Below are 25,923 nucleotides of genomic sequence, written 5' to 3' on the forward strand. Positions count from 1 at the left end.
ATTTTTTCTAAATTGGCGAACCTGGCGGCAACTTAGGTGCTTTAATTAACGGCTGCCATTTACGGTGTTCTAAATACCAGTCAATGTGGTGCTGCAACAAATAAAGTGTCGTGTCACTGTGAGCTGTTTTCTCGACAATCGACACGGATAACCAATTTGACATACCTTTTATGACTTTCAGCGTTGCCGCTTTTATTTCAATACTTGATGATTCATTGGTTAATAAGGTCATTAGATTTTCAACCGTTAATGCCGATAATCTTTGATAAACAGGAGCTTGGCTGCTATCCGCTGGCAGCGTTTTTACTGTGCTATCAACAATCGTTTGCAAGTATTCGGTGAGCGACCAGTTGCTTTGATCTTGGCTATGTTGAAACGCAATTCGGTTTAGACGAGCAGGGTCTAATATGGCCTGCAGCGTATGTTGCGCGTTGGCGCTTGCTAATGTTATTGGATCAAAAACTAAACCCATTTTAGATGGCGCACTTTCCCTATTCTTATAGCTGCCATAGGCTTTAGGTGCAATTAGGGTTAAGGCTGTTTTAGGTATGGTTAGATTATCAAAAGTTAACGTGGCCATGAGCTGCTCTAAAGCAAAACGTTGACGTAAAGACGTAACATTGCTGATGCCGAGGTTTTTAGCGCCTTTAATTTCGTAATGATAGTCCACGCCGCCAATGAGTTTTGCTGCAGCAGTGACTTGGAATCGATGAAATAAGTAAATAGGGACTAAGATTTCTTGTAAATCACTTAATGGTTGGTTTGCCGCTAAATTGTTAAGGCCAAACTGAGCTAGGGCAACCTTTCTTATTTCTAGCATACGTTGCAGTTCAATTGCAGGATCTTGACCATTATCCCATAAATGCCCATCTGGATTAGCACTGCTCATCGCCCGTGCATCAGGGTCCGACATATAGCGTAAGCCGGCATTTTTGCTTGTTCGACAAGTTTTGCAAGAGCTTCGGTTTCGTTGCCATCCTTACCAAACTCGGAATAACCATACTTGATGACATAGTGATCCCAGTCACCGACACCATGGGTATAGGCTTGCGAAAGGTCTATTTTTCCGTCAATAAGTACTGCATTTGGATGTGGGTAGTCCATCACAGAGGCGCGATTATTAACCGACGCCGAAAAGTTATGCGCTATACCTAACGTATGGCCAATCTCGTGCGCAGAAAGCTGTCTGATACGGTCCAAAGCCATGCTTTTTATCGCGTTTGTGTCGGGCTTGTCTGAAGTAAATGGTGCCGTAAGTCCCTGTGCGATGAGATAGTCTTGGCGCACACGTAGTGAACCTAATGTCACATGGCCTTTAATAATTTCTCCGGTTCTGGGATCTATAACCGATGCACCATAACTCCAGCCTCGCGTAGCGCGATGAACCCACTGAATCGTATTGTAGCGGACGTCCATTGGATCGGCATGGGGCGGTAACATTTTTATTTGAAAAGCATCAATGTATCCGGCGCTTTCGAACGCTTTATTCCACCATTTTGCACCGTCTAATAATGCCGTTTTAACAGGTTCTGGCGTACCTTGGATCAAGATAATAAACAATTGGTTTTATGGTACTTAGCTCTTTGCCTTATTTGGGAAACGTTTTTGTAAGCGATGTCGGGGGATATATTTAACGTCCATAGATTGGTCTAGTGAGGCTGAGTAATCTTTATGGGATACGCTCCAAAAACCACTGAATGGGTGAAATTTACGTGGTTTGTATTTATCGTCAGGCAATTCAATTAAAGAATGACGCATGTGAACAGTGAGCGCTGAAGGTTCTGGTGCTATTTGTTTCACAAATTTGCCAGCTTTGCTGCCCACAAATGTAATTATTGCTTCGAGTTCGGTATTTTTAGGAAACGCTTTACTGCTGCCAAAATCGACGGCACTTCTGGATTTATCAACACTGAAGGACCCCTGCTCTGTAGCGGTTAGTGTCGCGGAAACTTGGTGGATATCGCTTAAAAGAAAATCGGTGTATTCAATAAGAATGGAACCGCGAGTCTTAGCCTTTATTTCAAATCCTTGAATGATTGAAGTGGCAAATGCTTCTTCAACGCTTTTTTGTTCTGCACGATTTGTCGATGACGCTCGGTAGTCGGTATTTAGTTGCACCAATAATACTTTATTACCATGGCGTTCAAATTGAACCAAGCGAGTACGACCTAATTGACCGCGGTCTAAACCTATGTCGTTAGAGCCTAAACCGCTTGGAAGAGAACTTTGAAATAGGAAAGGTTTCTTTTCTTTGTCAACGTTAAGAAATATTTTGCCGCTATCCTTGTCATAGTAGAAGTCATAATAACCTTCGATATGCAACATATCGCGCGTGAATTCGCCGACTGAGCTGACGGCAGCAAATAACTGAAAGGTTAAAAATAAAGTGGCTATACTTAAATAACGTAACCCGTGTTTCCAAAATCGCATTTGCTAACTTCCATCTTTTATCGGTTAATGTTTAGTGTGCATTATGTTGGGAGTGATTGGAATAACCAGACAATCGTTTTTAGTAAAAAGCTTATGTAATCGTGTTGGTAAACTTTCATGTTAGGCAACTTTTGACCTGCAAAGTCGACCATTTTGATGTATCATGTTCGGAAAATTTGGCGGAATATTAGTAGTCTCTGCGGCGGCAGAGGGAATTAAAAGGGCAAAACTTATATGCGTAGATTAGCACCAGTTTTAAGAGAAGACGGCGTAGAGCTAGATTTAATTTCATTAATAAGAACCATTTTAGCAGCGTGTAAAGATATTTCGTTTCGCGTAGGACAAGCTGACTTAGCAGGTGTTTTAGGTTCAACGCTAGACGAAAATATTCAAGGCGAAACGCAGAAAAAATTAGACATATTGTCCAACCAATTATTAAAAGACATGCTGTTGGAATCTGGGTTTGTTCGTGCCATAGCCTCTGAAGAAGAGGACTTTGTAGTAGAAGGGATCCACGGTGGTCGTTTTTTAGTTGCATTTGATCCCTTAGACGGCAGCTCAAATATCGACGTAAACAGTCTTACTGGCACCATATTTTCTATTATGCCGGTACCAGCTGACAAACCGACAGATGAACCTATTACCGAGCAAGACTTTTTGCAACCGGGTCGTAATCAAGTCGCTGCGGGCTATGTAATGTATGGACCTTCAACTATTTTGGCACTTACAACGGGCAAAGGTGTGAAGTTTTATACCTTGGATAAAACCCATGGGTCATTTTTGCTGACACAAGAAGCCGTCACCATTGAAGAAGAAACTCAGGAATTTGCAATTAATAGTTCAAATCAGCATAAATGGGAAATTCCGATGCAGCGCTATATTCGGGACATTTTAGATGGTAAGCAGGGCATTCGTGGTAAAAACTTTAACATGCGATGGGTCGCTTGTATGGTTGGCGATGTGCATCGCATTTTATGCCGTGGTGGGATCTTCACTTACCCGGCTCACACTGACGAAGTAGATAAGCCATTTAAGCTTCGCCTTTTGTATGAAGCCAATCCGATGGGATTATTGATCGAACAAGCTGGTGGATTAATATCAACCGGTAGCCAGAATATTCTTGATATACAGCCAACTGAATTGCATCAGCGAGTGCCGGTTATTTTGGGTTCAAAACAGGAAGTATTAACCTGTTTGGACTACCATAATTATTAATTGATTTGGTTTCAAATATTGACCTAAAAGCATCCTTAATTGGATGCTTTTTTGTTTCTGGCATATTTGTTTCTGGTATAGATGAGCAATAATATTTGGACTTCATCTGGTCGGATGTGTTAATTTGCCCCACTAATGTAATTCGATCATGCCGTGCTAACTGAGCGGTATTTTTCGAACATATTAATTATTTAAATCTTGTTGATAGGTGAAGGGTAATGTCTAAAAACTATGTGCTGTCGTTGTATAACAAAATGGGTAAATTACCTTTTGGTAAAAAATTGTTTAGTTTATTTGCTAGCAATAAAGCCCCGTATTTTAAGACCGTGTCTCCTTTGATCACAAAAGTGGTTCCTAGCGAATGTCACTGCCTAATCAAAAAGCGTAGAAAGGTCGAAAATCATATTGGCACTGTACATGTCATAGCTATAGCAAATGGTCTTGAAATGGCAATGGGTTTTATGGCGGAAGCATCAATACCAACCCATTTACGATGGATACCTAAAGGCATGGATTTACAATACACCGCCAAGGCCGGTAGTGATATTCGTTGCGTCGCTTTACTAGAGAATAATCAATGGCAAGTTGGCGACCTGCCAGTTGAAGTTACAGCGTATGATGAAAATGATGTTGTGGTTGTTAAAGGGATTATCCACTTATGGGTATCTGAAAAACCGAAAAAATAACCAATGCTCGGTATTTAATCGGTTTTAAATAGGCCTCTGTTTTTATAAAGCGAGGCATTAATCAGCAAAAACGACAGTCTTGTTGCCTTTAACCATTACGCGGTGCTCTAGGTGGTATCTAAGCCCGCGTGCTAGCGCCTGCTTTTCACATTCTTTACCTTTACGCACCATGTCTTGTACTGAGTCACTGTGGCTTATTCTACTTATTTCCTGCTCAATGATAGGCCCTGCATCTAAGTCTGCTGTGACATAATGGCAGGTTGCTCCAATCAGTTTTACACCACGTTCATAGGCTTGATGATAAGGTTTTGCACCTACAAACGAGGGCAAAAAGCTGTGGTGAATATTGATGACTTGGTGAGCAAACTTTTGACATAAGGTGTCTGGTAAAATTTGCATAAACCTAGCAAGCACTATGGTATCGGCTTCGTAGTCAGAGACGAACTGTTCCATTTGACTAAATGCAGAGGTTTTGTCGGCCTTAAAATCGATATGGTGGAATGGAAGTTGATACCATTGAGCGTATTTTTCCATTTCTTTATGATTAGCAATAACCGCAACAATTTCACAGTTTAATTCGTTTTCATGCCAACGATGTAAGATATCAGTGATGCAATGAGATTCTTTACTGGCCATGAGCACAACTCGATTTTTACGGCATTGTCGGCCAATGTCCAGGTCATATCGTATTGAGTCGCTATTGCTTTGAAGTCATTCTGTAACTTGTCTTTAGTCGTGACTGTGGGATCAAAAATGATTTCGTGACGCATGAAAAACCATTTTGTTTCGCCATCAGTATGGTGATTTGCTTCGATAATCGAAATTTGGTGTTTCGCTAAAAAGTTACTTACTGCAGCGACGAGCCCAACTTGGTCCGGGCATGAAATAGTTAATGTTAATTTGTTCATAGTTTAATACTGCTTGTTTCCAATTTATCTATGATAACGCCCAATATGCCAATGTTTTAAGAATGCATCGACATATACTAGATCCCTTGCACTAACTTAACTGTTTTAGTCAGTGTTAGCTCCCGAGGGTTACTCGGGATTATTTTGTTCTGCACCTGCCTGCTCAGACAGCTTACGATTAAGTAAGTTTCGTAACACAGAACGTATCGATGTACTCGCATTTTTTCCGTTATAAACAGACAAATAAATCGCGTCTCTAATCTTTTTTATATCTCGAACATAACCTGCAACCGAAGCTGGTGGCATGGATTTTTGTTTCGTTTCATAATGATGTGTAACCGTTAACCTTTCTTTCTCAAAACTGATGTCTCTAACGTATTTGATAGATTCATTTTCGATAGTCAGTGGGTTGTTTTCAAATGTCCATTCCACCGTTTCTGGAAAAATAATATCTACTTGTTGTGAGACTTCTGAATGATGGTATAAACCCAGTGGAAATTTACGTTGAATGGTACTAGGTAACTGGGCATAACTCGACAGAAACTCACCGTACAATGGCGTGGTAACTCGATTATTTTCGATATGCCAAAATTCAGCTATTTTGAATTTACCTGTCAATTCGACAATGTTGTTGACTGTGTCATCTACCACTTTTATGTCGTCAACGACGCTGATCCCGTGGAAGTGTTTACTGTAAAAATCCAGATAATGCTTGGTGAACTCTGTAATTGATTGGGCGGCTAACGCGCCTCTTAAGTATTCTGCTTCGTGGCTGTGGAATTTAATCGACATCGTTAGATTGACGTCATCTTCATAACCACCTGTAGCTGCAAAAGTCTCATGCACATGGGTTTGTGAACGATGTTTAAATTGTGTTTTTAATTCAGTTAACGACTTTTGATTAGGCCTGATAACCAACGCTTGCTCAAAGCTAGAAACACCTATGTTATCCAACTTGCCTAATTGAAATGTTCTTGTGCCGTCAATCCAGTATTCTTTGCCATCAACGATGAAATAAGAAATAACATGATCAAAATGTCCTGGACTTGGTAAGTTATCGGCAATGGTTCCCCGTGATTGCATTGAAATCAGCGCTGGGTACGCTTCAATTCCATGTTCGGTTAATAGGTAATTTAGCAACATGGTTTTGTCTTTACAGTCACCATAACGACGCTCAAACACTTCACCTATGGTTTCGATGGGATATGGCTGTTCTGACCGGTTTCAATTCCGAAGTAGCGGACATCGTTTTGGACAAATTTTATTGCAGCTTCAATGTACTCAAATTTATCCTTGGATGTCGCTTTTAATTCATTGACATATTGTTGCAGAATTTTTGAAGCTGAATTTTGCTGTTTGTAATGGATCAAAGCCCAGTCGATAACTGACTGCCAACTGTTAAATTCACTAAATTCGATAAATGGGTAAGGGGTAAAGCCTGCCGGGTAACCTTGTTCATCTAAGATTGCGAGGTTATCTTTTTGAGCCCAGGAATATTCAATGGTTGTTGCGGTTTTGTTAACCACAGGCTCGCCCGAATGTTTGTGGACTCGATATTCTAAAGGTCGGTCAAGGTCGGTGACTAAGCGCATAAAGCTCGATTGCACAGCCACGCCCCATCCCAGCGAAAACGAAGCAAAATTATTGTCGCCAAAAACTGGGTTTTTACCGTAGGTTGTAGATGCGTACTCAACAATATCGCCCACTCGGATGTCGGGAATAACAATAAAAACAGTGACTTTGCCGTCGTAAATGTTGTTATTAACTTGTTCTTCGCGTTGGAATAGTTCGATTTTACTGGTGCGAGTAAGATCCAATGTGGTTGCGCCACGTTTAACTAAAATTTTATGCAAAGCAAATGTCTGGAATTCAGGATTAAACTGCATAGAAAGTTTAGACGCCTGTTCAAGGCTTTGTTCGGTTGTGACTTTTGTGCGACTCGCGAGAAGCTGTCGTATCGACCCTCGGATACATTAAGTTGCTCGTCACTTAGTAAGTATTGACTGCCCTGAGAAAGCTCCTTTTGTGGCTCTGGAACAGCTTGCTCTAATACCCAGTCTGGTATTGGCGTAATTGAGTATTGAAATCCACCCGAGGTGAGAGGTTCATCTGAGGCAAATGCAATTCCGCTATTGGCCATTAACACAACAAATAAAATGCGAATTATCGAGGTTTTAATCATAATTTATGGTGCTCAGTAATAAAAAGTTTTGCAGGTTCGAATCCCAAGTTTGCGCTTTTTGGACTAATTCTTGTCCTTTTAGCTCATTCTGTTTTGAGGTATCTGCCGTTTGAATAAAATATTTGCCTAATATAAACATGGCGTTTAAGTCGTTTTTAGACGACGCAAACTTGAGTAGGTCAATTTCGTTATCTGGAATTGCCTGTCTAGCTTCTACTGGAGGTTGGTAATGTTTTCCAACCGCTTGAATAATATTGATGTTTTGAGTGGCTTGCCACCATCCTGAAACTGCCTGAGTCGGTGAAGGGTGGCTTAGAATATTGTCTAAAACAAGCTGGTAAGCAGTGCTTTGATCACTTAGTTTGATGATTTGTTCAAGGCTTAGGTCAACCTGCTTAAATTCTTCTTCTGTCTCGCCGTATCTAAGTAAGGTGTCTATCAGCGTTAAGTGGGCTTCAAGCGAGCCACTTTCAGAATAAGAGACTAGCGGTTCGATGAGTTGTTGAAGTGCATTTAAATCGTGTTGTTGTAATGCAATGTCTGCCCGAGCGACCGCAATCAGTTGCCTTAGATGTTCTGGTTTTCCAAGGGCGTCGATGACATTTTGTGCTTCGTCTACTTTTTTGGCATTTAGCAGTTTTTTACATCAAGGAGCACAATTGGCGCATGGCTTTGTTCGCGATAGGTTTGCAACGCTAAATTGGTCGACATCTGACGCGAGACGGGCTGGCTAATAGCACTTTTATGGATTGCATACATAAACTCAGAGTTATCAAAATACTGGTATCTGAATTTTTGAGTCAAGCGGTCGAAGGTGTGCATTTTGTAAATAAAGCCGACCTCGCCTAAGATGATTTCTGACCCTAAAAGGTCAAATCCAGCGGTATCAAGGATGACATATGCTTCATCAATTTCGCGAACTTTAACGGCATGGCGCGGCGTTTGACCATTATTTTCACCAATAAGCTGCGTTGCAATTGCTTTCACATTTGTCAATAACTGCTCCGCTTTAGCCGATTCTTTGGTTTCTAGTGCGCATCGGTATAACGACAACGTCGCCACTAAACTTGTGCGATTGAGTCGAATTGCATCAATGAGTCTGGACTGGTTCTCAGGGAGGCAGATTTGATTTCGTTCAACTGTGTCAAACGACCTGATAATATCGAGGTAATTTCCATAAACTTGGATGGAACCGAGTTGATTAAATTGCTCTAAAGCTAATCGCCATTGCTGAGGTGTCAATGTTTGAATTAGGTTTTTGTCAATTTTTGCAACGGTTTGTTGTTTCGTTGCTGAACAAGACGCTAGGGTTAGCACAATCGCGATTGCGGCTAAAATTCTGAACATTTCATTCCCTGAATTTGTGATAAGTATTCCCCCATACTAACCCGCGTAGACAGGATACTTCAATCTTAGACTGAGTCGATTTAACTAAGGCGTTATATTTTTAGGTTAATTACTCGAATTTTGCGCTAATTTGGTTATAATTCGCGCCAATATCAAAACTACTTTTGTGAAGGTTTATCATGCCAAATTATGTTGTGGGTCATAAAATCCCAGATTCAGACTCTATCTGCTCTGCAATTGCATTGTCTTATTTGAAAACAACGTTGGGTGAACCAACTGTACCAGCGAGATTGGGTGAGTTGTCACCTGAGACGCTATACATATTGGACAAATTTGGCTTTGAACAGCCTGAACTAAAATTATCGTATGCGGGCGAGAGCTTATACATAGTCGACCATTCAGACCGCGTACAGGGTCCAGATGACATTGACGATGCAACAATCCTAGGGATTATTGATCATCATAAACTTGGCGATATCACGACAAATGCTCCATTAGAATGTTGGATCCGTCCAGTAGGTTGTACGAATACCATCATCAAAATGATGTATGACTTCCATGGTGTTGAAATTCCTAAAGATATTGCGGGCGCGATGATGTGTGCAATATTAAGTGACACAGTTATTTTTAAATCCCCAACGTGCACAACGGCTGACATCAAATGTGTAGAAGCACTCGCCGAAATTGCTGGAATTGATGATCCAAAAGAAGTTGGTATGGATATGTTCAAAGTAAAATCAGCGGTTGAAGGAACGCCAGTTCGAGACTTAGTATTACGTGATTTTAAAGACTTTAAAATGAACGGACAGTTGATTGGTATCGGTCAGCTGGAAGTTATCGACTTAGCTATTTTCGATGACATGAAAGCGGATTTAGAAGCCGATATTGCGGCACTAAAAGAAGAGGGCGGTCGTCATACTGTAATGTTGTTATTAACAGACATTATGAAAGAAGGCTCAGAAGTTTTGGTGTCTAGCGACGATGCGAGCATTGTTGAATCCGCCTACGGCGTTAAATTGGTCGACAATAAAGTATGGCTTGACGGTGTATTAAGCCGTAAGAAACAAGTTGTACCACCGTTGCAGGAAACGTTCGGCGCTTAATCGCAACATCCTGCTAAAAAGGCCGCTAAATAGCGGCCTTTTTTCTCTTAAATTTTGCGCAACTACTCTTGATCAACATTTTGGCTCATGGGGAAACAATTTTGAAATTATCTAATCCTTTTACTGCTTTACCACAGCAGCATGTCTTTTGTTGGCAATGGCTTTTGTTATGCCCTTTGTCTTTTCTGTTTGGGTCACACTGCTAAATAACTTTGTTGTTGAAAAAGCGGCTTTTACCGGAGCAGAAATTGGCATGTTACAGTCAATTAGAGAGATCCCGGGGTTTTTAGCCTTCACCGCGATATACGTTTTGCTATTTATTAAAGAACAAAAATTTGCGATTTTGTCGTTAGGTTTATTGTCTTTTGGTGTTGCGATTACTGGATACTTTCCGTCAGAAATTGGTCTCTATTTAACCACGTTAGTTATGTCGATTGGCTTTCACTATTATGAAACCACGCAACAAAGTTTAACGTTGCAGTGGCTACCAAAAGATCAAGCGGCCCATTTTATGGGTAAAGCATTAGCTATGAAGTCATTTGCGTCGCTACTTGCATTTGGTGGTATTTGGTTGGCGATGGAGTTCTTTTCCGTTAGTTATGAGTCGACCTATTTGAGTGCCGGGGTCATTGGTGCTTGTATTGTTATTTGGTTGTTGATGCGCTTTCCAACTTTTGAACAACCACATGCTCAACACAAAAAATTATATTGCGTAAAACTTACTGGTTGTATTACGCCTTGACGTTTTTAAGCGGTGCACGACGTCAAATATTTATGGTGTTTGCCGGTTTTATGATGGTCGACAAGTTTGGTTATAGTGTTGGTGAGATTAGTATTCTGTTTGGTATTAATTACGTTTTTAACCTGTTGTTTGCATCTAAGATTGGCAAACTTGTTGGTAAAATTGGTGAACGTAAAGCGTTAACCTTGGAGTATGTGGGACTTATTTTAGTATTTACCGGTTACGCTTTTGTAGAGTCTTCAGAAATTGCCGCTGGTTTGTATGTCATTGACCATATGTTTTTTGCCTTAGCGATTGCGATAAAAACCTACTTACAAAAAATTGCTGACCAGCAGGATCTCGCCGCAACAGCGTCTGTTAGCTTTACGATTAATCATATTGCTGCAGTCGTTATTCCTGCTTTGTTAGGTTTGTTATGGTTACATTCCCCAACGTCGGTTTTCCTCGTCGGAACTGGCTTTGCGGTGTGCAGTTTAGTGTGTGCTTATTTTATTCCAGATAGACCGACGCAGACTCATGTGACACGTTTTATTACAACGCCAGCTGTTGTTACTGGATAACAAATTGGCTCATAATTTCTGAAAGAAAAACGTCATTCCTTAGCTTGTAATATGAGTCAGCCACGGCGATATTAGGGATCTCCAACCAAGTGCAGTGGAATTTCATAATTCGCCTTCAATTGGCTCATAATTTCAGAACAAAAACGTCATCCCCTAGCTAGTAATATGAGTCGAGCCTTAGCGATATTTGGGATCTCCAACCAAGTGCAGAGGAATTTCATAATTCGCTTTGCAGGCTACGCCTTTCTTTGCCTTGCAGGCAGCTTTTCGCCTAAAGGCGAGTCACTTTTCTCAACAGCTAGAAAAGTAACCAAAAGAGCCGCATCCAGCCAATATTCTTGTCTTACATTAAATTCAGTTTTGTCTAAAAGACGGGATGTAATTTCGTCCATGAAAACATCCCTTACTCGACGTCCTGTCTCATACTTTTGAAAACTGATTTAATTTCAGGAATATTGAATGGAGGAAAAAAGTCGCCTGAACTTTATGTGCAATAACGCGTTGTTTTAAAGACAAATGTCCTCCCAAATAACTAGTAAAAACCGTCATCCCAAAAGAGCCACGGCGATATTAGGGATCTCCAACCGAGTGCAGAGGAAGTTCATAATTCGCCCTAAATTGGCTCATAGTTTCAGAACAAAAACGTCATTCCCTTGCTTGTAAAATTAGTTTGTAGCAAAGGTTTGTGTAATTTGATACAAATATAAATATTGTTAAAAAGAGGAAAGTTTCCTCTGATTAAACTGTTATGTTTCAATCGAATTATCGGAGATGTTGACAATATGGAAATTAATAAAGACTCTGATCTTATGGCTTTACATAGAGCAATTGTTGAAGCTAAGTTTAGTGAACAACCGCAAGATAAATGCATTCCTTACAGTGAAATTTTGGCTAACCTTTCAAGTAAAATATTCGATAATATTATCGAAACATTAAATGTTCAAAACGAACCTGAACAGGCTGAACATTGGGCTAGTTGTAGATATTTGGATTCTGATTGGGTCGGCTACGATAATATCAAAAAACGAATAAAAGAAACTGATGTTTGGGCTGAGCTCTCCGAAAAAGAAAAAGTAGAATTAATCAATATTATTTGTGCACCATTCAAGCCGAATACAGAGCAAGTATCTGAGTTGTTGATGTGCAATAATGAAACATAACAAGCTAATAAACAAGGACAAAAACAGTTTGCTGTTTTCGTTCCTCAACATTTTAGCAAACAATTTTTTGCCTGTTATTAGGGCGTTATGAGTATTAGGGATGATTGAGCTTTTAATATTTCTTCTGCCAATAATCACGGCAGGAATTGGAATATATCAAAAAACGATACTAGATGAAGGTTCTGCTATTTCCTTTGTAGATTATGCAAATAAGCATGGTGCAAAAGCGAGAACGTTAAAGTCACCTCGTTTCTTTTTGCAATTAACCTCATATATCATTTCGCCTCTGTACATCGGTTTTGGCTGGGTTTGGATGATATTAGGGGCACTTTATTTATTTGGATGGGTGTTTATTTTTTATTTGGTGATGAAAAAACGGTTACGCCAAATCTATGTTCTTCTGACTTTGATAAACTTGTTCTAAAAAGAAGAAAACAAGCAATGGTAAGCTCGGTGGTAATGTTCTTATGGATTGCTAGTTGGGTTGCAGAATACTCATAACAAGTCATTAAAGCAGGACAAAAAAACAGTTGGTTTTTGCTCGTGCCTCGCTTATTTTAACCAACTATTTTTTGCCTCTTAATGAGGCGTTAGCAAGTCAAAGGAAGGGCTAGGATTTTTATTTAAACAAGGAATGTGTTCTGCTCAAATCAAAGCAATATTTCAACATTTCCTAGTTTGCACCAAATCCCGATAACGTTCCGTAAAGTATTAAAGTAGTGTGGTAGTTTGGCTACTCACATTTTATGTTTTGAAAAAGTGTGGTTTATCTGAGAAAGTTGAACCATGAATTATTAATTAAAAATTGTCTCACAGCGGAATTCTGTTTTGGCTTGGATTTGCCGGTAACTTACAGTGGTTGCAGTAAATTGCACACTCTCAAGGTTGCCAGCTAACAAGTCACTAAAGAAAGACAAAACAGAGTTGTACCGGTTCTTGCAAACACCGCAACAACCGGCCCAACAAGCTGTTTTGCTTCTTAGTGAGGCGTTATGTTTCAATCGAATTATCGGAGATGTTGACAATATGGAAATTAATAAAGACTCTGATCTTATGGCTTTACATAGAGCAATTGTTGAAGCTAAGTTTAGTGAACAACCGCAAGATAAATGCATTCCTTACAGTGAAATTTTGGCTAACCTTTCAAGTAAAATATTCGATAATATTATCGAAACATTAAATGTTCAAAACGAACCTGAACAGGCTGAACATTGGGCTAGTTGTAGATATTTGGATTCTGATTGGGTCGGCTACGATAATATCAAAAAACGAATAAAAGAAACTGATGTTTGGGCTGAGCTCTCCGAAAAAGAAAAAGTAGAATTAATCAATATTATTTGTGCACCATTCAAGCCGAATACAGAGCAAGTATCTGAGTTGTTGATGTGCAATAATGAAACATAACAAGCTAATAAACAAGGACAAAAAACAGTTTGCTGTTTTCGTTCCTCAACATTTTAGCAAACAATTTTTTGCCTGTTATTAGGGCGTTATATTTCAAGGATGATTAGGCATTGGATTCACTAAAGTTAAATGATTATCTCCATTCAAGACCTCCGCCAAAAGGGATTGATGTTCTATGTAAACTACAGCACTTTTCCATAATTACTTACGCTGTAGATCCTTCAAGATTTGATGGACTTTTCCCTGAACGTTTTAAATTGGATACCGTTGAAATCAACGGAGTAGAAAAAGCTCTGATTTCAGTAGTCCCATTTATCGATGTCGATTTTACTTCCGCTGTTTATCTATTCCCTAAATTCACTATGGGTCAAACCAATTATCGAATCTATATAATCGATAAAGAAACCAACGAACGCTGTGTCTGGTTTCTAGGAACTACATTGGATTCATGGACGCTTGCAGTACCAAGATTTTTGTGGAATTTACCTTGGTATTTAGGCGAAGTTAAATTTGATTGTGACTTTGACGAATCACAAAAAATATATCGTAAATATAAAATGACTACAGATGCTACTTGGGCTCCAGCTAGTGTCGAGCTGTCTCAAACAAAAGGTGCTTCAATTGAGCTCGTAGGGTTTCCTGATACTGAAACTGGCCTAGTGTATTTAACTCACCCATTAGCTGGTTATTATCATCGACGTGATGGTAAATTGGGTACGTATAGGGTTTGGCATAAGCAACTCGAAGTGTCTTCTGCAAAACTTGAGTTTGCCAGCTTTGGGTTATTGTCGCGTTTAGGTTTGGTCACTCAAGAAGAGCAACAAACAGCTCATAGTGTACTGGTTGAACCAATAAATGAATTTACTATTTATTTGCCGCCAAAAGTGGTGAAATAGAAATATAACAAGCTAATTAATAAGGACAAAAAACAGTTGGCTATTTGTTCGTGCCTCACTTATTTTAGCCAACTGCAATTTGCCGCTTAAAACGGCGTTATATATCTAAGAGAAACCGAACCTGATGAGCAAAAAATACTTATTAGTTTTATTTGTGGTTTTATACTCTGCTAAAATATTTGCAACTTCTACATGGACACCGCAATGGGATAGCATATCAATTTCTGCAATAGGCCCAAAAAGTGCGGGGGATATTAACATTAGTGCTAAGAGGATAGATTCCGACGAGCTTAAACTGGTAGTTAAATCCAATTATGGTGAATTTAACCTCCAAGACGATTTAAAAAAGCCTCAGATTCAGACTATAACTGTGACAAGGTATGGAGAAAGCGTAAAAAACTATACTGATTTATTTTACGTTTGTTTGTTTTTCGGTGACGAGGCCTTAGTTAATAAAGGTACACGTGAAAAACCCAGAAATGAGTGGCAACCTAATCTCGCGGTTTATACCTTTTCAAAAGGTAGTGCTAAGCTTAAGAGGTTTAAAAATACAGATAAAACATGGTTCTTTCCCGAATGCCTCCCAATAATGGGCATATAACAAAAACATTAAGAACGGACGTATAACACTTGGCTTACGGTCATTTCTCCCAAAGTATAGCCAAGCTTAGCCGCAGCTTCTTAATGAAGCGCTGAGGCCGTAGAATAACTTTTTTATGAAAAACGGCCCATTTTATGGGTTCCAAATGCATTACCTAGTGCGAGAAAAAGCTTAGAATTTGTTGCAGGAACACGATTTTCATCAATTTGGGCTGTTGGAGTATTTCTACAGCCTCGTTAGCATGCCATCGTTGGATTCACTGGGAAGTCTATGAAACTTTATAAGTTTAAATCTTTAGAAGGTGACGGTTTTTGCACTCGTTAGATATGATTGTAAATCAACGAATTTTTCTTCCTCCTTGCAAATCATTAAATGACCCTCTTGAGGGCAGTTGGAGTAGCACGGAATCAAGAGTAGAACTTTTGAACAATGACTCTTTAGATATTAAAGATAAACTATACTTTTTATTGCTTCAAAAAGAACCGTCAGCTTTACCCGTTGTTTTAAAAATGAACTTTTATGGGCACATTATGCTGGTGGCTATTCAGGCGTTTGTTTTGAGTACGACTTATCTCCAGAAGACTTCGATATCAGGGCTATCCAGTATGGTCGTCCACCATCAATTTCTATAGAACAGACAAAACAGATACTAGATGGAAAATTACAACCACAAGATCTAGGGATTTTAAATAGTAAATCTAGTTGCTGGAAGTATGAAAATGAATATAGGCTATTTCAGAATGAGTATTCTAAAGATGAATATATTTCCGCTGTACCAACACGAATAATTTTTGGAATGAGAGACCTTAAATATGATAGTGTTTTTCGGCAAATATCTATCAAGTATGGCATTCAAACAACCTATTTAATGAATAACAATAATGAATTTAGCACGTTGGATTTGTAAGGGCATGATATTAAGTTACAAAAACAGTTAGCTTTTACGCCTTTCTCTCTCATTTTAGCCAAGCTATTTTACGCCGCTTGATTCGGCATTAACCATACCTAAGGATCTGCATGAGCATTGTCACCAATATTAAGAAAACAGTCTGGGATCTTGGAGCAATTTTATTTTTTATTTGGCTTGGGTTTAAAGCCATAGGCTATGGAATGGATTTGTTAAATGTTGACGTTTCTTCAATATGTAAGCATACAGACGTAGCAGAGTTTCCTTCGCCAAACGGTAAAAAATTGCAAAACTTGGTTATTCTGATTGTGGTGCAACAACAAATTGGCAATCAGGCTTAAACATCGTTGATGTGAAAACCGGTAAAGTATACCGAGGCTTGTTTGGGTTGGATGGAAAACCCGACAATTTAAAAGTTGTGTGGACGTCAAATACGAAAGTAGTGGTTTCTAATTTCTCAATAGAAAATTTGCTTTGGTTTAATAATGATAACTTTGCAGGTGCATGGATAGAGTTGGAGCCAAGTATGGCTAACAATCTACTCAAGCAGGACAAATAACAGTTGGTTTTTTTCCTTCGTCGCTTATTTTAGCCAACTATAATTTCCCGTTTAATGGGGGTTAGGCAAAACCCTATGAATCCAGCACAAATAGGCAAAAACTACGACACAATTACAGATCGTTGGTCTGATGATCGATTCAATATGAAAAACGGAATCGATCAACATAAAAAAGCAATATCCTTTGTAAAGTTGAGAGGCAAGGCACTTGATGTTGGTTGCGGAAGAACTGGGAGAATAATGGATTTGCTAGCCAAAGAAGGCTTTAAGCCTGAAGGCTTAGATATCTCAGAGAAAATGATAGCGCTAGCTCGAAGCCGCAATCCAGAATGGAATTTCTATCAAGAAGATATCTGCTCTTATCCGTTATCAGAAAAATATGACTTCATAACTGCTTGGGATAGCATTTGGCATATACCATTGGATAAGCAAGTTAGTGTGATTTCAAAACTGGCAAATGCGTTAAACCCTACGGCATCATGATATTTTCATTTGGCGGGGTTAACGAACCGGGAGATCATACCGATGATACTATGGGGCCCATGATGTATTACTCATCTCTTGGAACAAATGGCTTTATACAAGTGTTTCTCGATAATGGTTGTACTATCAAACATTTAGAGTTTGATCAGTACCCGGAGTTACACACCTACTTAGTGGCGCAAAAAATTGTCTAATAAATTTGTCAACTGCTCCGCACTTCGGTTCGATTACAAGGTTTCATACATCTAAAAAGGAAGTTTCGTGTTCTGGATTAAGCGTCATTTATATTATCAAGTTAAAAGAGGTCAAGTTACGGTAACTTTTGTTGAAGGTAACAAATCAATAACTAAATCTTGTAGTGCTTTAAATCACCCAAGAACGTTAATGGGTAATTTTATGGAGATTGAAGACTGCTTCAAAAGCATTGCTAAGGAATTAGCTCCTCGACGTTTCTTACTGCAAGACCCTACAGCGGTTGTTCACTTGTTAGAGTCAGTTGAAGGTGGTTACACAAACGTAGAAATCAGAGCTTTTAGAGAGGCTGCATTTGGCGCTGGTGCGCGCGAAATATTTATGCCTAACAGCAATTCTAAGTTATCTAAGTCACAAATTTTAAATCGAGAGTTTATGGAGTGGGACGGCGTATAAATCACAAAACTCGGACACTAAACAGTTCGCCTTTGTTCTTTTGCTCCTTTGTTTCTCACCCTAACTAATGTTGTTTTGTCTATTTTCGAGACACTTTAATTTAAAAGATGGCTCGTGTTAAAAATGTCAATTTGGGAAAATCATGTCAAATGTAATGGATAAAATTGAAACTCAAGAAAAGAACTACAATTTTAAGCTGGTTATGATCTTAGCGTTCTTGTTGGTCGCTATGTCTTTTTTGCGGTAGGTTTTTATATGCACAGGCTCCGGGTTTTGAGCTGTTAATTAAGTTGTTAGCTGTATTTGGCGGTATTAATATTTGGTTGCTCTACTATTTATGTAAAAATTTAACGGCGTAGTAAATATTTAATCTCTGCTGTTTGTTTGCTATAAAAACAAAATCTTAGGTAATGTAGTGGTCTTTAGAATACTTGAGGAATGGGACTATGTTTAACCGACAACAGTCTGGCCGAAAACGGTCTTACCAAGTCAGGAAAACGGGCGTGAAGGATGAAAATATCGATCGCCAGATCACCGTCATCCATAGTGCCATTGCGTTAAAGTTGGTAAGTGCCAACTTAAAAGGGGATGACGCGTATATTAAACAAGTACTTGCTGTCCTTGAACAACGTCGCGACGAAGGTCGAATGGGATATGGGGCTTTTCTAACGTGGTGGTCAATTATGGAATTGATTGATCAACCCGATGTGTTTGTTGCTGCAATAGTAGAAGATTCACCGCGTATGCGTAAGCTCAGACGCAGAACACCTTTTGTTGGTATCCTAACCGAAGAAGAACGGCAAAATGCGTTAGAACAAGACTCACTTGGTAATTTACCCGATTTAAAAACACTTTATTAGCCTGCCACTGAGTTGCTTTGCCAAGCGTTATTAGTTTGCCTGTCTTATCGGTGTAACGTTGCCGTTCCCTTGAGCCTTGTAATTAATTAAAAATTGAATGAACTCTTGCTGCGGAATGGGCTTTGACCAGTAAAAACCTTGGCCGTATGTGCAACCAAGTTCTTTTAACAATAAGCTGGTTTGTTTGTTCTCGATGCCCTCAGCAACATTTTCTATGTCTAAACTCTTACTCATTTGCAGTATCGCATTAACTAAGTGTTTATTAAGGGGCGAGTCCATAATGTCGAGTACAAAAGACATATCTATCTTTAAAGTCGATGCGTTAAACTGACTTATATAACTTAGGTTCGAATAACCTGTACCGAAGTCGTCAATAGCAATCGAAGCACCTCGTTTGGTAATGGTATGTAATTGATCTTTAACGGAGTCTGTATCGTCAAAGACAATGGATTCGGTGATTTCTAATTCTAAAAATCGTGGTGCTAATTCACTTTTATTTAGGGCTAAATGAACAATATTAGGTAAGTTTCCACGGCGGAACTGGTACGGTGAAATATTCACTGAAACTTGAATTTGCTGGCCTGTTTTTGAGTGCCACTCTTTACAATCACGACAGGCCTGCATTAAAACTTGCTTACCTATTGGTGATATTAGCCCAGAGGATTCGGCAATAGGGATAAAGTCATTTGGTGTAATAAACTCACCGGTTTTAGTTTTCCATCTCAGCAGTGCTTCTGCACCAACGATTTCATTAGACTCCAAATGAATTTTAGGCTGGTAGTAAAGCTCAAATTCTTCGTTTTCTATGGCGCTTTTGAGGGCGTGAGAAAGATGACTGCGCTTTTTCAACTGGCTTTCCATTTCCATTTCAAAAAAGTTAAATTCTCGACTTTCAAGCGAATGGGCATGGGATAAAGCAATTAGCGAGCGGGTGCGCAGGATCTCATAACTTTTGCCGTCAAATGGGAACAGGGCGATGCCAATTGAATTTTGAATTTCAAGTTCATTGTCATCGATTAAAATCGGTTGGCGATTAATCGATACAATGTCTTGAACAAACTGAGAGATCTCGTCGTATCCGTTCGCTTCTAATAAAAATGAAAATTCGTTGCCAGAAAGATGAAATAGACTGGCTTTTTACCGACTAAAATCTGAAGTCGCTCTGATAAAGCTTGTATATACTTATTGCCTACTTCATAACCTAAAGTTGAATTTATCCACTTTAGGTTTTTTTGGTCAATGGTTATTAACGCGATTAACGTGGGGCCATTAGTATTTTTTTCGATAGCGGCATTAGTTTTGACCGCAAAAATGTGTTCATTAGGTAAATTTGTTAGGGGTTTAAATCAAATGCGACCTTAGCCTTTGCCTGCGCTTCTTGGGTTTTTTCGTTTTCGGTGACAAGGCGAGTAATTAATTTTAGATTCTCATTGGTCAAAAATCTCAAAGAAATGGTATAGAAAAATAAAACCAGTGCGAGGTTGTTGGCTTTTGCCCAGATGGAATTATCAGTAACGGAAATTGCGTCAATAACCCCTAACTCAGTCACCCAAGCTAATCCGTACAATGAACACACCATATAAGCCAATAGGCTAAATAGTAATATTGAGCCACTTAACAGCGAAGTGCCAATTAGAATACAGGGATAGATGAGGATAGCGGTGTCGTATAATCCATCGTTTTTCCAACAAAAATAAGACGCTAAAATGACTAATGTCCACATGAGTAAACTGACAATTTCGTTAGTCGTATCGTCGCTCAGAAATTTGTAGAAAAAGCCCATTAAAATGAGTGTACTGGCGTGTTCGTAGAGGTTACTCATGTTCAAAAATATTGAATCGTTAATCAATACAATTGTCATTACGACCATTAAAACGATTAATAGTTGGCGGGTACGGTTTGTTTTATTTTGAAGTTGAAAACGTTCGGAATTCGATATTGGATTTCCTTTTACAATGACGTTCTCATCAATCATTTTACGCCTCCGGAACTGTCCTGATCGAAAGCAAATTTAATGTATTCACTTGGCGCAGTTTGTTTATTTCTTTTGGCTCGGTACATCGCTTGGTCAGCTAACTTCACTAACGACTTAAGATCGGTATGGTCGTCAGGATAAAAGGTTACGCCCATACTTGATCCAACGGCAACTTGCATGTCTTGATTATTAAGGTAATAGGGTTTGGCAATTTTATCGTATATTTTTTCTGACAATTTCACTAAGTCTTCTTTACTGATACCCGGTAAAACCACGACAAACTCATCTCCACCCCATCGACATGCAATGTCACGCTTACGTAAACTTATCAATAATTGTTTTGCAACATGGCGCAGTATTTCATCCCCTGCGTCATGACCATAGATGTCATTAACTTGTTTAAAGCCATTTAAGTCTAGCAAGATAAAGGCAAATGGTATTTGATCGGCAATGAGTTGCTTGATTTGAACTTCTGCGCCATGGCGGTTAAGTATATTAGTAAGTTGATCGTAGTCGGCAAGTTCACTGAGTTTTTCAAGCTGTTTTCGACGTTTTGAAATATCATGTAACGTTAATTGGTAATACTCTTTTAAGTCTTCGGAGACAATTGTTGTGACAACGATTTGAACCCAAACGGTATCGCTTGAAGGGTCTTCAGAAACAAGTTTAAATTCGCCGGTGGCGATTTCATCACTTGATATCGCGAGTTCAACTACATCTTTTAGTTGTTCGCGGTCGACAAATATTTCTTCTAACAAAACCCCAAAGTTCTTTTTAAAATGTTTACCAAGTTTACTTAACAACACTTCAAATGCTTTGTTAAACAATATGATATTGCCCGACGGTTCGGTCAAAATTATTGGTGAAATCGAGTTTTCGAATAACATTCGGAATCGTTTTTCGAGAAATTCAATGTCTTGCCTTAGTTTGGTTTCTTCTTGAAATGAGTTATATGCTTTATCAAGTAGGAAATTGACGTCGTCGACGAGTACTCCTATTTCACTGCTGGTATGAAAAACAGGGTAACTTAACCTATCCTCTGTACCGGGCTTAACTTTACCTAGTGCGCTTCCTACAGAAAGGATTGGTTTAGTGATTAAGACATAGGCAATAAAGATTGTAATTAACGTAACAAATATCGCCTGAGTTACTAGGGCGGTGGCATTGTTCTGACCGATTTGTTGTGCGTGTTGCTGAATGTATTTTTCGTCGTGGTAAAGAATAAGTTTGCCGACGGTGTCTTCTTTTATAAATGGCGATGGGATATCAAATTCACTTTTGGCGTTATCCGATTGCGCAAGAACCCCATCAATTAATTTCAAATTACTCGTTTTAAATTCGGCCGCAAGAACAACATTGTTGCTCACTAACCCTTTTAGTACGTCGTTGGCCATTTCAGTGTCTTCGAGATAAGCCGCCACAGATGCGGTAGCTGAAACGGTTGAATACAACTGGCTAATTTCGTTTTTAGTATCTTGAACAGTATCTAAGTAGGTGATCCGATAAAAAATTTGGGCCGAGAGAAAGCCTATTGCTAATGCAGCAAATATGATGATTAAGGCGAGACGAATTAATAATCCACTTTTATTCAAATCGATATACCACTTTCATGTTTTCCGTTACATAACTGGATTCTATATAGGCTATCGCATTTTTATTGTTTGCAATATAGTCCTGAATAAATTCCATTGAATTATATCCAATCGGCGGCGTAGCTTTGCCAGTAAAGCGCACTCTCGACCAATAAGAGTTAATTTGTGATAGGTTTTTATTGACCAAAGTATAATAAAATTTATGTCGCATTGCGCTTGGGCCATCAATTGGTTGCGCTTTTTCACCATTGGGAAATGCGACATATTTTCCCATATATAAATCGATTAGTTGTCGTTTGCTTAGTTGTTCCGTCGGGTTGTCAGTATTTACCACAACAACGAGCGATTGTTCCAACGCGTTGCTATTAAACACCGTTAACATGACGAGTAATTTGAAACTTCTAAGCAGTAATTTCATCAGAATATAAAACTCAGATTAAGAAACAAAGCGTGAACAATATGATCTTTGTCTAGAGATTTATCAGGGTTGTTGAGCCATAACGTATCGCCGCCTTGGTCAACATCAGTTCGGTCTAACTGCAGTTTTAACGCCATACTGTCGCTGATATCCCATCGGCCACCAATAGACACAGTACGCTGACTCGACGCATAATAATTTGCTACAGACTCAGTACCTTCTCTTAAAAGGCTCAGTTGATAAAATGCCTGGGCAGGTAATGATTTTAATTGAAGGCCTGTGTCTCCATCTTCTGAAAAACTGTATCGCCCTGAATTAGTAAATCCTAGGCTGGTAAATATCTGAAAGTTATCAATTCTATAGGTTGCAGAGAAGTAACCACTCGACAAATCCGCTATCGCTCTTTCTTGACTGGAAACTTCAGCGAGTTCACCATAAAAAGTCAGGTTGTCTAAATCGTACCGACCACCAATGGATACATAATCTGCAACAGCATCTTTTAGTTCAAATTGAGTGGCAAAGCGTTCTACGTCAGGCCAATAAGGTTCTAGTGTTTTTAAGCCGTTAATCAACTCCATTGTGCCTATTGGGTTTTCATCAAAATGTCCCCGACTAAATTTTGTCGATACCATCCAATTAAAACTCTGCAGTTCAAAAGAGAAACCAGTGATATTGGCAATCTCAATTAAGTCCGCATACTGCAAACTACCGATATTCGAACGTGAAGAACCTGTGTATATTTTTGATAAAAAGCTAAAATCATCAAGCGGTAGAGTATAAGAAACATCAACACCATCAACAAAGTAGAAAGGAATAATGCCGTAGACTTCATTTGGGGCTTTTGCCTAGGGGAATGCATAGTCTACTTCTCTATACTCTGTAATCAAAAAGGTGTCTAAAGGAACTCGGCCTAATCGAATGTCTAAATTTGCTGTTGGTTTGTAACGTAAAAACGCTAATCTAAAATAATCTGATAACGCTTCTTGTTTGTTTTCCTGCAATAATACTTGTACAACAGCATCAAAGTCATTGTTACCTTGCCATTCAAGTTGTAAGCCTAGTTTTGAGTTTGTTCTAAAATCGAGGTCGCCGGAGAACTTGCCAAAAGCCTGAGAGGTGTTATTGCGATATGCGAGGTAATCTGAATCACTCGCAACAATGCCTAAGTTCCCAAAGCCGCTAAATCTTACATTAGCGTTGGCTAAAGAGGGAAGCTTAAAATAAATAAAATGATCAAAGCTTTTGTCACAGAAAGTCCATTCATTTGTGCTAGTTAATCTTTTAATTTAAAACAGTAAGACTGTGAATTAGTCGTTTAATCAAAGCGCTTACTTTTATCGAATTTTACTTTTTTAATCTTTTATTGCGACTGTTTTGTTTGGATGCCAAATTTAATTACCTGAGTATAGCGCTAATAAATTCTAAAGTGTCGATTCAATTGTATTATTTTGTCGCAAAAAGACGATTATTTCGACTATCTGATGTGTTTTTTGAGTGAATATTGCTCACTTTCAGAAATGGCGCAGGATTGGTTAGTGCCATAGTCAAATTTGACGAGCACACATTCACCAAACGCGACTTTTTGGTCTTGCTGCCAAACTTCCTGTAGTAAAGTAAGCGAGGAATTTCCTATTCGTTTTACAAAGGTCCTAATTTCGACATTAGCGTTATACGACATTTGCGCTACATAATTGACTTCAATCTTGGCTAAGATCAAGTTCCACTTTGTCAAACTTTGGGTCGGATTGAAAATTTCAAACACCGGCACCCGGGCGGTTTCAAACCAAACAGGGACAACAGTGTTATTGATATGACCTAACGCATCGGTTTCTGAAAATCGAGGTTGTAGACTAATTGTTAACATAATTGCCCTAATGAGTTAGAAACACACCTAGTCAGGCATGTTTCTACCGTAGAAAATTTCCTGCATTTCTTTTCGCAGTTTTAGTCGGATTTCATCTTCTTCGTCTTTTTCCAAATCAGCTTTAGTGATCCCAAACAAATAGTTGTTCAGATCATTATCTTTGATCATCATTTTGGTGTGGAACATATTTTCCTGATACACATTCACGTCGATCATTTCATAAAGCTCTAAAATGTCATCACCGATGAAGTTTTGGATAGAGTTTATATTGTGATCAATATAGTGTTTTCGGCCGTCGGTATCTCGTGTAAACCCGCGTACACGATAATCTAACGTTACAATGTCTGATTCTAACGCATGGATTAAGTAGTTTAACGCTTTAAGTGGTGAAATGACCCCACAAGTAGACACTTCAATATCGGCTCGAAATGTACAAATACCATCGTGTGGATGAATCTCAGGGTAGGTATGAACACAGATATGACTTTTATCTAAGTGCGCAGCAATTACCTCTGGTACATCTGGAACCGGACCCGGTGTTTCAGTTTGGTCGACTTCGTCAGGCGATTTTATTTCTTCTTCGCTTACTAAAATCGTTACTGAAGCACCTTGTGGTTCATAGTCTTGGCGCGCAATGTTTAAGATGTTTGCACCAATAATGTCGCAAACTTCGGTCAAAATATCGGTCAAACGGTCTGCATTGTATTGTTCATCGATATACTCGATATATTCTTTACGTTGCAATTCTGTTTTTGCATAACACACGTCATATATGCAAAACCCTAGGCTTTTGGTTAGGTTATTAAAGCCATGTAGTTTAATTTTACTGTTCAACGCAGCACCCTCTTAAAAATTTTGCGTATGATAATGGTGTTTTACTATTTTAGACAATAATTTTTAAAGTAGTTAATCGCCCGCCCTTATATCAAAAAGTGTTGAGGACTAAGCGGCTTTAATTTCAAAACTGTGGGTTATGGTTGCTGTGTTTTCTAACATTTTGGCAACAGAGCAATATTTTTCTGCAGATAAGCTAACGGCACGTTCAACATGTTTTGCCTGAATGTCATGTCCGGTAACGACAAAATTCAAATGAATAGAAGTGAAAACTTTAGGAATACTGTCGGCGCGTTCGCCACTAAGCTCGACTTCGACATCCACAATTTTTTGACGTGCTTTTTCTAAGATACCCACAACGTCAATAGCACTGCAGGTTCCTGCGGACATTAGTACCATTTCCATTGGCGTGGGGGCGCCACCTTCTCGATCGCCATCCATAACAATTTTGTGGCCAGTTTCTGAATGGCCTACAAATGTCATCGCGTCTAACCATTTTACCGTTGCTTTCATTTTATTTACTTCTTTGATTTGTTAATAGGGGTGGTT

The 25,923-nt window shown here is 39.0% G+C and carries 30 protein-coding genes and 3 pseudogenes; 16 read left to right on the forward strand and 17 right to left on the reverse strand.

Features of this window, described 5'->3' with window-relative positions; all coding sequences use genetic code 11:
• Nucleotides 1–7 precede the first annotated feature (7 nt).
• Nucleotides 8–2,430 (reverse strand): annotated as a pseudogene (locus PN838_RS27575) (zinc-dependent metalloprotease).
• Between the two features lie 234 nt (nt 2,431–2,664).
• On the opposite strand from PN838_RS27575, the gene PN838_RS19460 reads away from it, so the two are divergent.
• A complete protein-coding gene (locus tag PN838_RS19460) occupies nt 2,665–3,645 on the forward strand; it encodes a class 1 fructose-bisphosphatase (protein WP_215965220.1) in 981 nt (326 codons plus the stop codon).
• Between the two features lie 218 nt (nt 3,646–3,863).
• On the forward strand, nt 3,864–4,331 hold the full coding sequence (locus tag PN838_RS19465; RefSeq protein ID WP_272181697.1) for a hotdog fold domain-containing protein: 468 nt from the start codon (nt 3,864–3,866) through the stop codon (nt 4,329–4,331).
• Nucleotides 4,332–4,388: 57 nt separating this feature from the next.
• Here PN838_RS19465 and purU read toward each other — a convergent pair.
• The 5 genes and pseudogenes from purU to PN838_RS19490 all read right to left on the reverse strand — a co-directional run bounded on the left by purU (nt 4,389) and on the right by PN838_RS19490 (nt 8,768).
• Nucleotides 4,389–5,239 (reverse strand): annotated as a pseudogene (gene purU / locus PN838_RS19470) (formyltetrahydrofolate deformylase).
• Nucleotides 5,240–5,368: 129 nt separating this feature from the next.
• Nucleotides 5,369–6,421, reverse strand: a complete 1,053-nt coding sequence (locus PN838_RS19475; protein WP_272181698.1) for a hypothetical protein — start codon at nt 6,419–6,421, stop codon at nt 5,369–5,371.
• 5 nt (nt 6,422–6,426) lie between these two features.
• Nucleotides 6,427–7,125, reverse strand: a complete 699-nt coding sequence (locus tag PN838_RS19480) for a DUF3857 domain-containing protein (protein WP_272181699.1) — start codon at nt 7,123–7,125, stop codon at nt 6,427–6,429.
• The gene (locus PN838_RS19485) at nt 7,077–7,421 is read right to left on the reverse strand and encodes a hypothetical protein (protein WP_272181700.1); all 345 of its coding nucleotides are present in this window, start codon (nt 7,419–7,421) and stop codon (nt 7,077–7,079) included. Before PN838_RS19485 ends, PN838_RS19480 begins: the two co-directional genes overlap by 49 nt.
• A gap of 630 nt (nt 7,422–8,051) precedes the next feature.
• Nucleotides 8,052–8,768: an outer membrane protein assembly factor BamD gene (locus PN838_RS19490; RefSeq protein ID WP_272181701.1), complete on the reverse strand. Its 717-nt coding sequence runs from the start codon at nt 8,766–8,768 to the stop codon at nt 8,052–8,054.
• A gap of 179 nt (nt 8,769–8,947) precedes the next feature.
• Here PN838_RS19490 and PN838_RS19495 point away from each other — a divergent pair, with 179 nt between their 5' ends.
• The gene (locus tag PN838_RS19495) at nt 8,948–9,871 is read left to right on the forward strand and encodes a manganese-dependent inorganic pyrophosphatase (RefSeq protein ID WP_272181702.1); all 924 of its coding nucleotides are present in this window, start codon (nt 8,948–8,950) and stop codon (nt 9,869–9,871) included.
• A gap of 157 nt (nt 9,872–10,028) precedes the next feature.
• Nucleotides 10,029–11,173 (forward strand): annotated as a pseudogene (locus PN838_RS19500) (MFS transporter).
• 236 nt (nt 11,174–11,409) lie between these two features.
• On the opposite strand, the gene PN838_RS19505 reads toward PN838_RS19500, so the two are convergent.
• Nucleotides 11,410–11,565 (reverse strand): hypothetical protein, encoded by a 156-nt coding sequence (locus PN838_RS19505; protein ID WP_272181703.1) that lies wholly within the window; start codon nt 11,563–11,565, stop codon nt 11,410–11,412.
• Between the two features lie 390 nt (nt 11,566–11,955).
• Between PN838_RS19505 and PN838_RS19510 the strand changes: the two genes are divergently transcribed.
• The 12 genes from PN838_RS19510 (at nt 11,956) to PN838_RS19560 (ending at nt 18,691) form a co-directional block, all read left to right on the forward strand.
• On the forward strand, nt 11,956–12,333 hold the full coding sequence (locus PN838_RS19510; protein ID WP_272181704.1) for a hypothetical protein: 378 nt from the start codon (nt 11,956–11,958) through the stop codon (nt 12,331–12,333).
• A gap of 342 nt (nt 12,334–12,675) precedes the next feature.
• Nucleotides 12,676–12,834, forward strand: a complete 159-nt coding sequence (locus PN838_RS19515; protein WP_272181705.1) for a hypothetical protein — start codon at nt 12,676–12,678, stop codon at nt 12,832–12,834.
• 525 nt (nt 12,835–13,359) lie between these two features.
• On the forward strand, nt 13,360–13,737 hold the full coding sequence (locus PN838_RS19520) for a hypothetical protein (protein WP_272181704.1): 378 nt from the start codon (nt 13,360–13,362) through the stop codon (nt 13,735–13,737).
• 110 nt (nt 13,738–13,847) lie between these two features.
• Complete coding sequence (locus PN838_RS19525; protein WP_272181706.1) at nt 13,848–14,633, forward strand: DUF2071 domain-containing protein; 786 nt, start codon at nt 13,848–13,850, stop codon at nt 14,631–14,633.
• 124 nt (nt 14,634–14,757) lie between these two features.
• Nucleotides 14,758–15,234 carry a hypothetical protein gene (locus tag PN838_RS19530; RefSeq protein ID WP_215965229.1) on the forward strand — a complete coding sequence of 159 codons (477 nt, stop codon included), beginning with the start codon at nt 14,758–14,760 and terminating at the stop codon, nt 15,232–15,234.
• Nucleotides 15,235–15,700: 466 nt separating this feature from the next.
• Entirely contained in the window at nt 15,701–16,141 is a 441-nt protein-coding gene (locus PN838_RS27580) for a DUF2971 domain-containing protein (RefSeq protein ID WP_370661120.1), read from the forward strand.
• Between the two features lie 110 nt (nt 16,142–16,251).
• Complete coding sequence (locus tag PN838_RS19535) at nt 16,252–16,482, forward strand: hypothetical protein (protein WP_272181707.1); 231 nt, start codon at nt 16,252–16,254, stop codon at nt 16,480–16,482.
• Nucleotides 16,483–16,493: 11 nt separating this feature from the next.
• Nucleotides 16,494–16,700 (forward strand): hypothetical protein, encoded by a 207-nt coding sequence (locus PN838_RS19540; RefSeq protein WP_272181708.1) that lies wholly within the window; start codon nt 16,494–16,496, stop codon nt 16,698–16,700.
• Between the two features lie 75 nt (nt 16,701–16,775).
• Nucleotides 16,776–17,183 (forward strand): class I SAM-dependent methyltransferase, encoded by a 408-nt coding sequence (locus PN838_RS19545; protein WP_272181709.1) that lies wholly within the window; start codon nt 16,776–16,778, stop codon nt 17,181–17,183.
• Complete coding sequence (locus PN838_RS19550) at nt 17,180–17,377, forward strand: hypothetical protein (RefSeq protein ID WP_272181710.1); 198 nt, start codon at nt 17,180–17,182, stop codon at nt 17,375–17,377. The genes PN838_RS19545 and PN838_RS19550 overlap by 4 nt, the downstream gene beginning before the upstream one ends.
• A 67-nt stretch (nt 17,378–17,444) precedes the next feature.
• Nucleotides 17,445–17,831: a hypothetical protein gene (locus PN838_RS19555; RefSeq protein ID WP_272181711.1), complete on the forward strand. Its 387-nt coding sequence runs from the start codon at nt 17,445–17,447 to the stop codon at nt 17,829–17,831.
• 446 nt (nt 17,832–18,277) lie between these two features.
• A complete protein-coding gene (locus PN838_RS19560) occupies nt 18,278–18,691 on the forward strand; it encodes a hypothetical protein (protein WP_272181712.1) in 414 nt (137 codons plus the stop codon).
• Between the two features lie 30 nt (nt 18,692–18,721).
• Here PN838_RS19560 and PN838_RS19565 read toward each other — a convergent pair whose 3' ends face one another.
• The 10 genes from PN838_RS19565 to PN838_RS19605 form a co-directional block, all read right to left on the reverse strand.
• Nucleotides 18,722–19,552 (reverse strand): putative bifunctional diguanylate cyclase/phosphodiesterase, encoded by an 831-nt coding sequence (locus PN838_RS19565; protein ID WP_272181713.1) that lies wholly within the window; start codon nt 19,550–19,552, stop codon nt 18,722–18,724.
• A gap of 227 nt (nt 19,553–19,779) precedes the next feature.
• The gene (locus PN838_RS27585; RefSeq protein WP_370661121.1) at nt 19,780–20,004 is read right to left on the reverse strand and encodes a diguanylate cyclase domain-containing protein; all 225 of its coding nucleotides are present in this window, start codon (nt 20,002–20,004) and stop codon (nt 19,780–19,782) included.
• A gap of 20 nt (nt 20,005–20,024) precedes the next feature.
• Nucleotides 20,025–20,666 (reverse strand): hypothetical protein, encoded by a 642-nt coding sequence (locus PN838_RS19570; RefSeq protein WP_272181714.1) that lies wholly within the window; start codon nt 20,664–20,666, stop codon nt 20,025–20,027.
• The gene (locus tag PN838_RS19575; protein ID WP_215965236.1) at nt 20,663–22,258 is read right to left on the reverse strand and encodes a GGDEF domain-containing protein; all 1,596 of its coding nucleotides are present in this window, start codon (nt 22,256–22,258) and stop codon (nt 20,663–20,665) included. The genes PN838_RS19570 and PN838_RS19575 overlap by 4 nt, the downstream gene beginning before the upstream one ends.
• Nucleotides 22,251–22,676, reverse strand: coding sequence for a type 2 periplasmic-binding domain-containing protein (locus tag PN838_RS19580; RefSeq protein ID WP_252736768.1), 426 nt, complete (start codon nt 22,674–22,676; stop codon nt 22,251–22,253). The genes PN838_RS19575 and PN838_RS19580 overlap by 8 nt, the downstream gene beginning before the upstream one ends.
• Entirely contained in the window at nt 22,676–23,380 is a 705-nt protein-coding gene (locus tag PN838_RS19585) for a hypothetical protein (protein WP_272181715.1), read from the reverse strand. The genes PN838_RS19580 and PN838_RS19585 overlap by 1 nt, the downstream gene beginning before the upstream one ends.
• 141 nt (nt 23,381–23,521) lie before the next feature.
• Nucleotides 23,522–23,677 carry a hypothetical protein gene (locus PN838_RS19590; protein ID WP_272181716.1) on the reverse strand — a complete coding sequence of 52 codons (156 nt, stop codon included), beginning with the start codon at nt 23,675–23,677 and terminating at the stop codon, nt 23,522–23,524.
• A 473-nt stretch (nt 23,678–24,150) separates the two neighbouring features.
• Complete coding sequence (locus tag PN838_RS19595) at nt 24,151–24,540, reverse strand: acyl-CoA thioesterase (RefSeq protein ID WP_272181717.1); 390 nt, start codon at nt 24,538–24,540, stop codon at nt 24,151–24,153.
• A gap of 27 nt (nt 24,541–24,567) precedes the next feature.
• Nucleotides 24,568–25,374: an adenosylmethionine decarboxylase gene (speD, locus tag PN838_RS19600; RefSeq protein ID WP_215965239.1), complete on the reverse strand. Its 807-nt coding sequence runs from the start codon at nt 25,372–25,374 to the stop codon at nt 24,568–24,570.
• Between the two features lie 108 nt (nt 25,375–25,482).
• Complete coding sequence (locus PN838_RS19605; protein WP_215965240.1) at nt 25,483–25,887, reverse strand: OsmC family protein; 405 nt, start codon at nt 25,885–25,887, stop codon at nt 25,483–25,485.
• Nucleotides 25,888–25,923: the final 36 nt, after the last annotated feature.

The organism is Psychrosphaera algicola, from assembly GCF_028401425.1.
In the GTDB taxonomy this organism is placed as follows: Bacteria; Pseudomonadota; Gammaproteobacteria; order Enterobacterales; family Alteromonadaceae; genus Psychrosphaera; species Psychrosphaera algicola.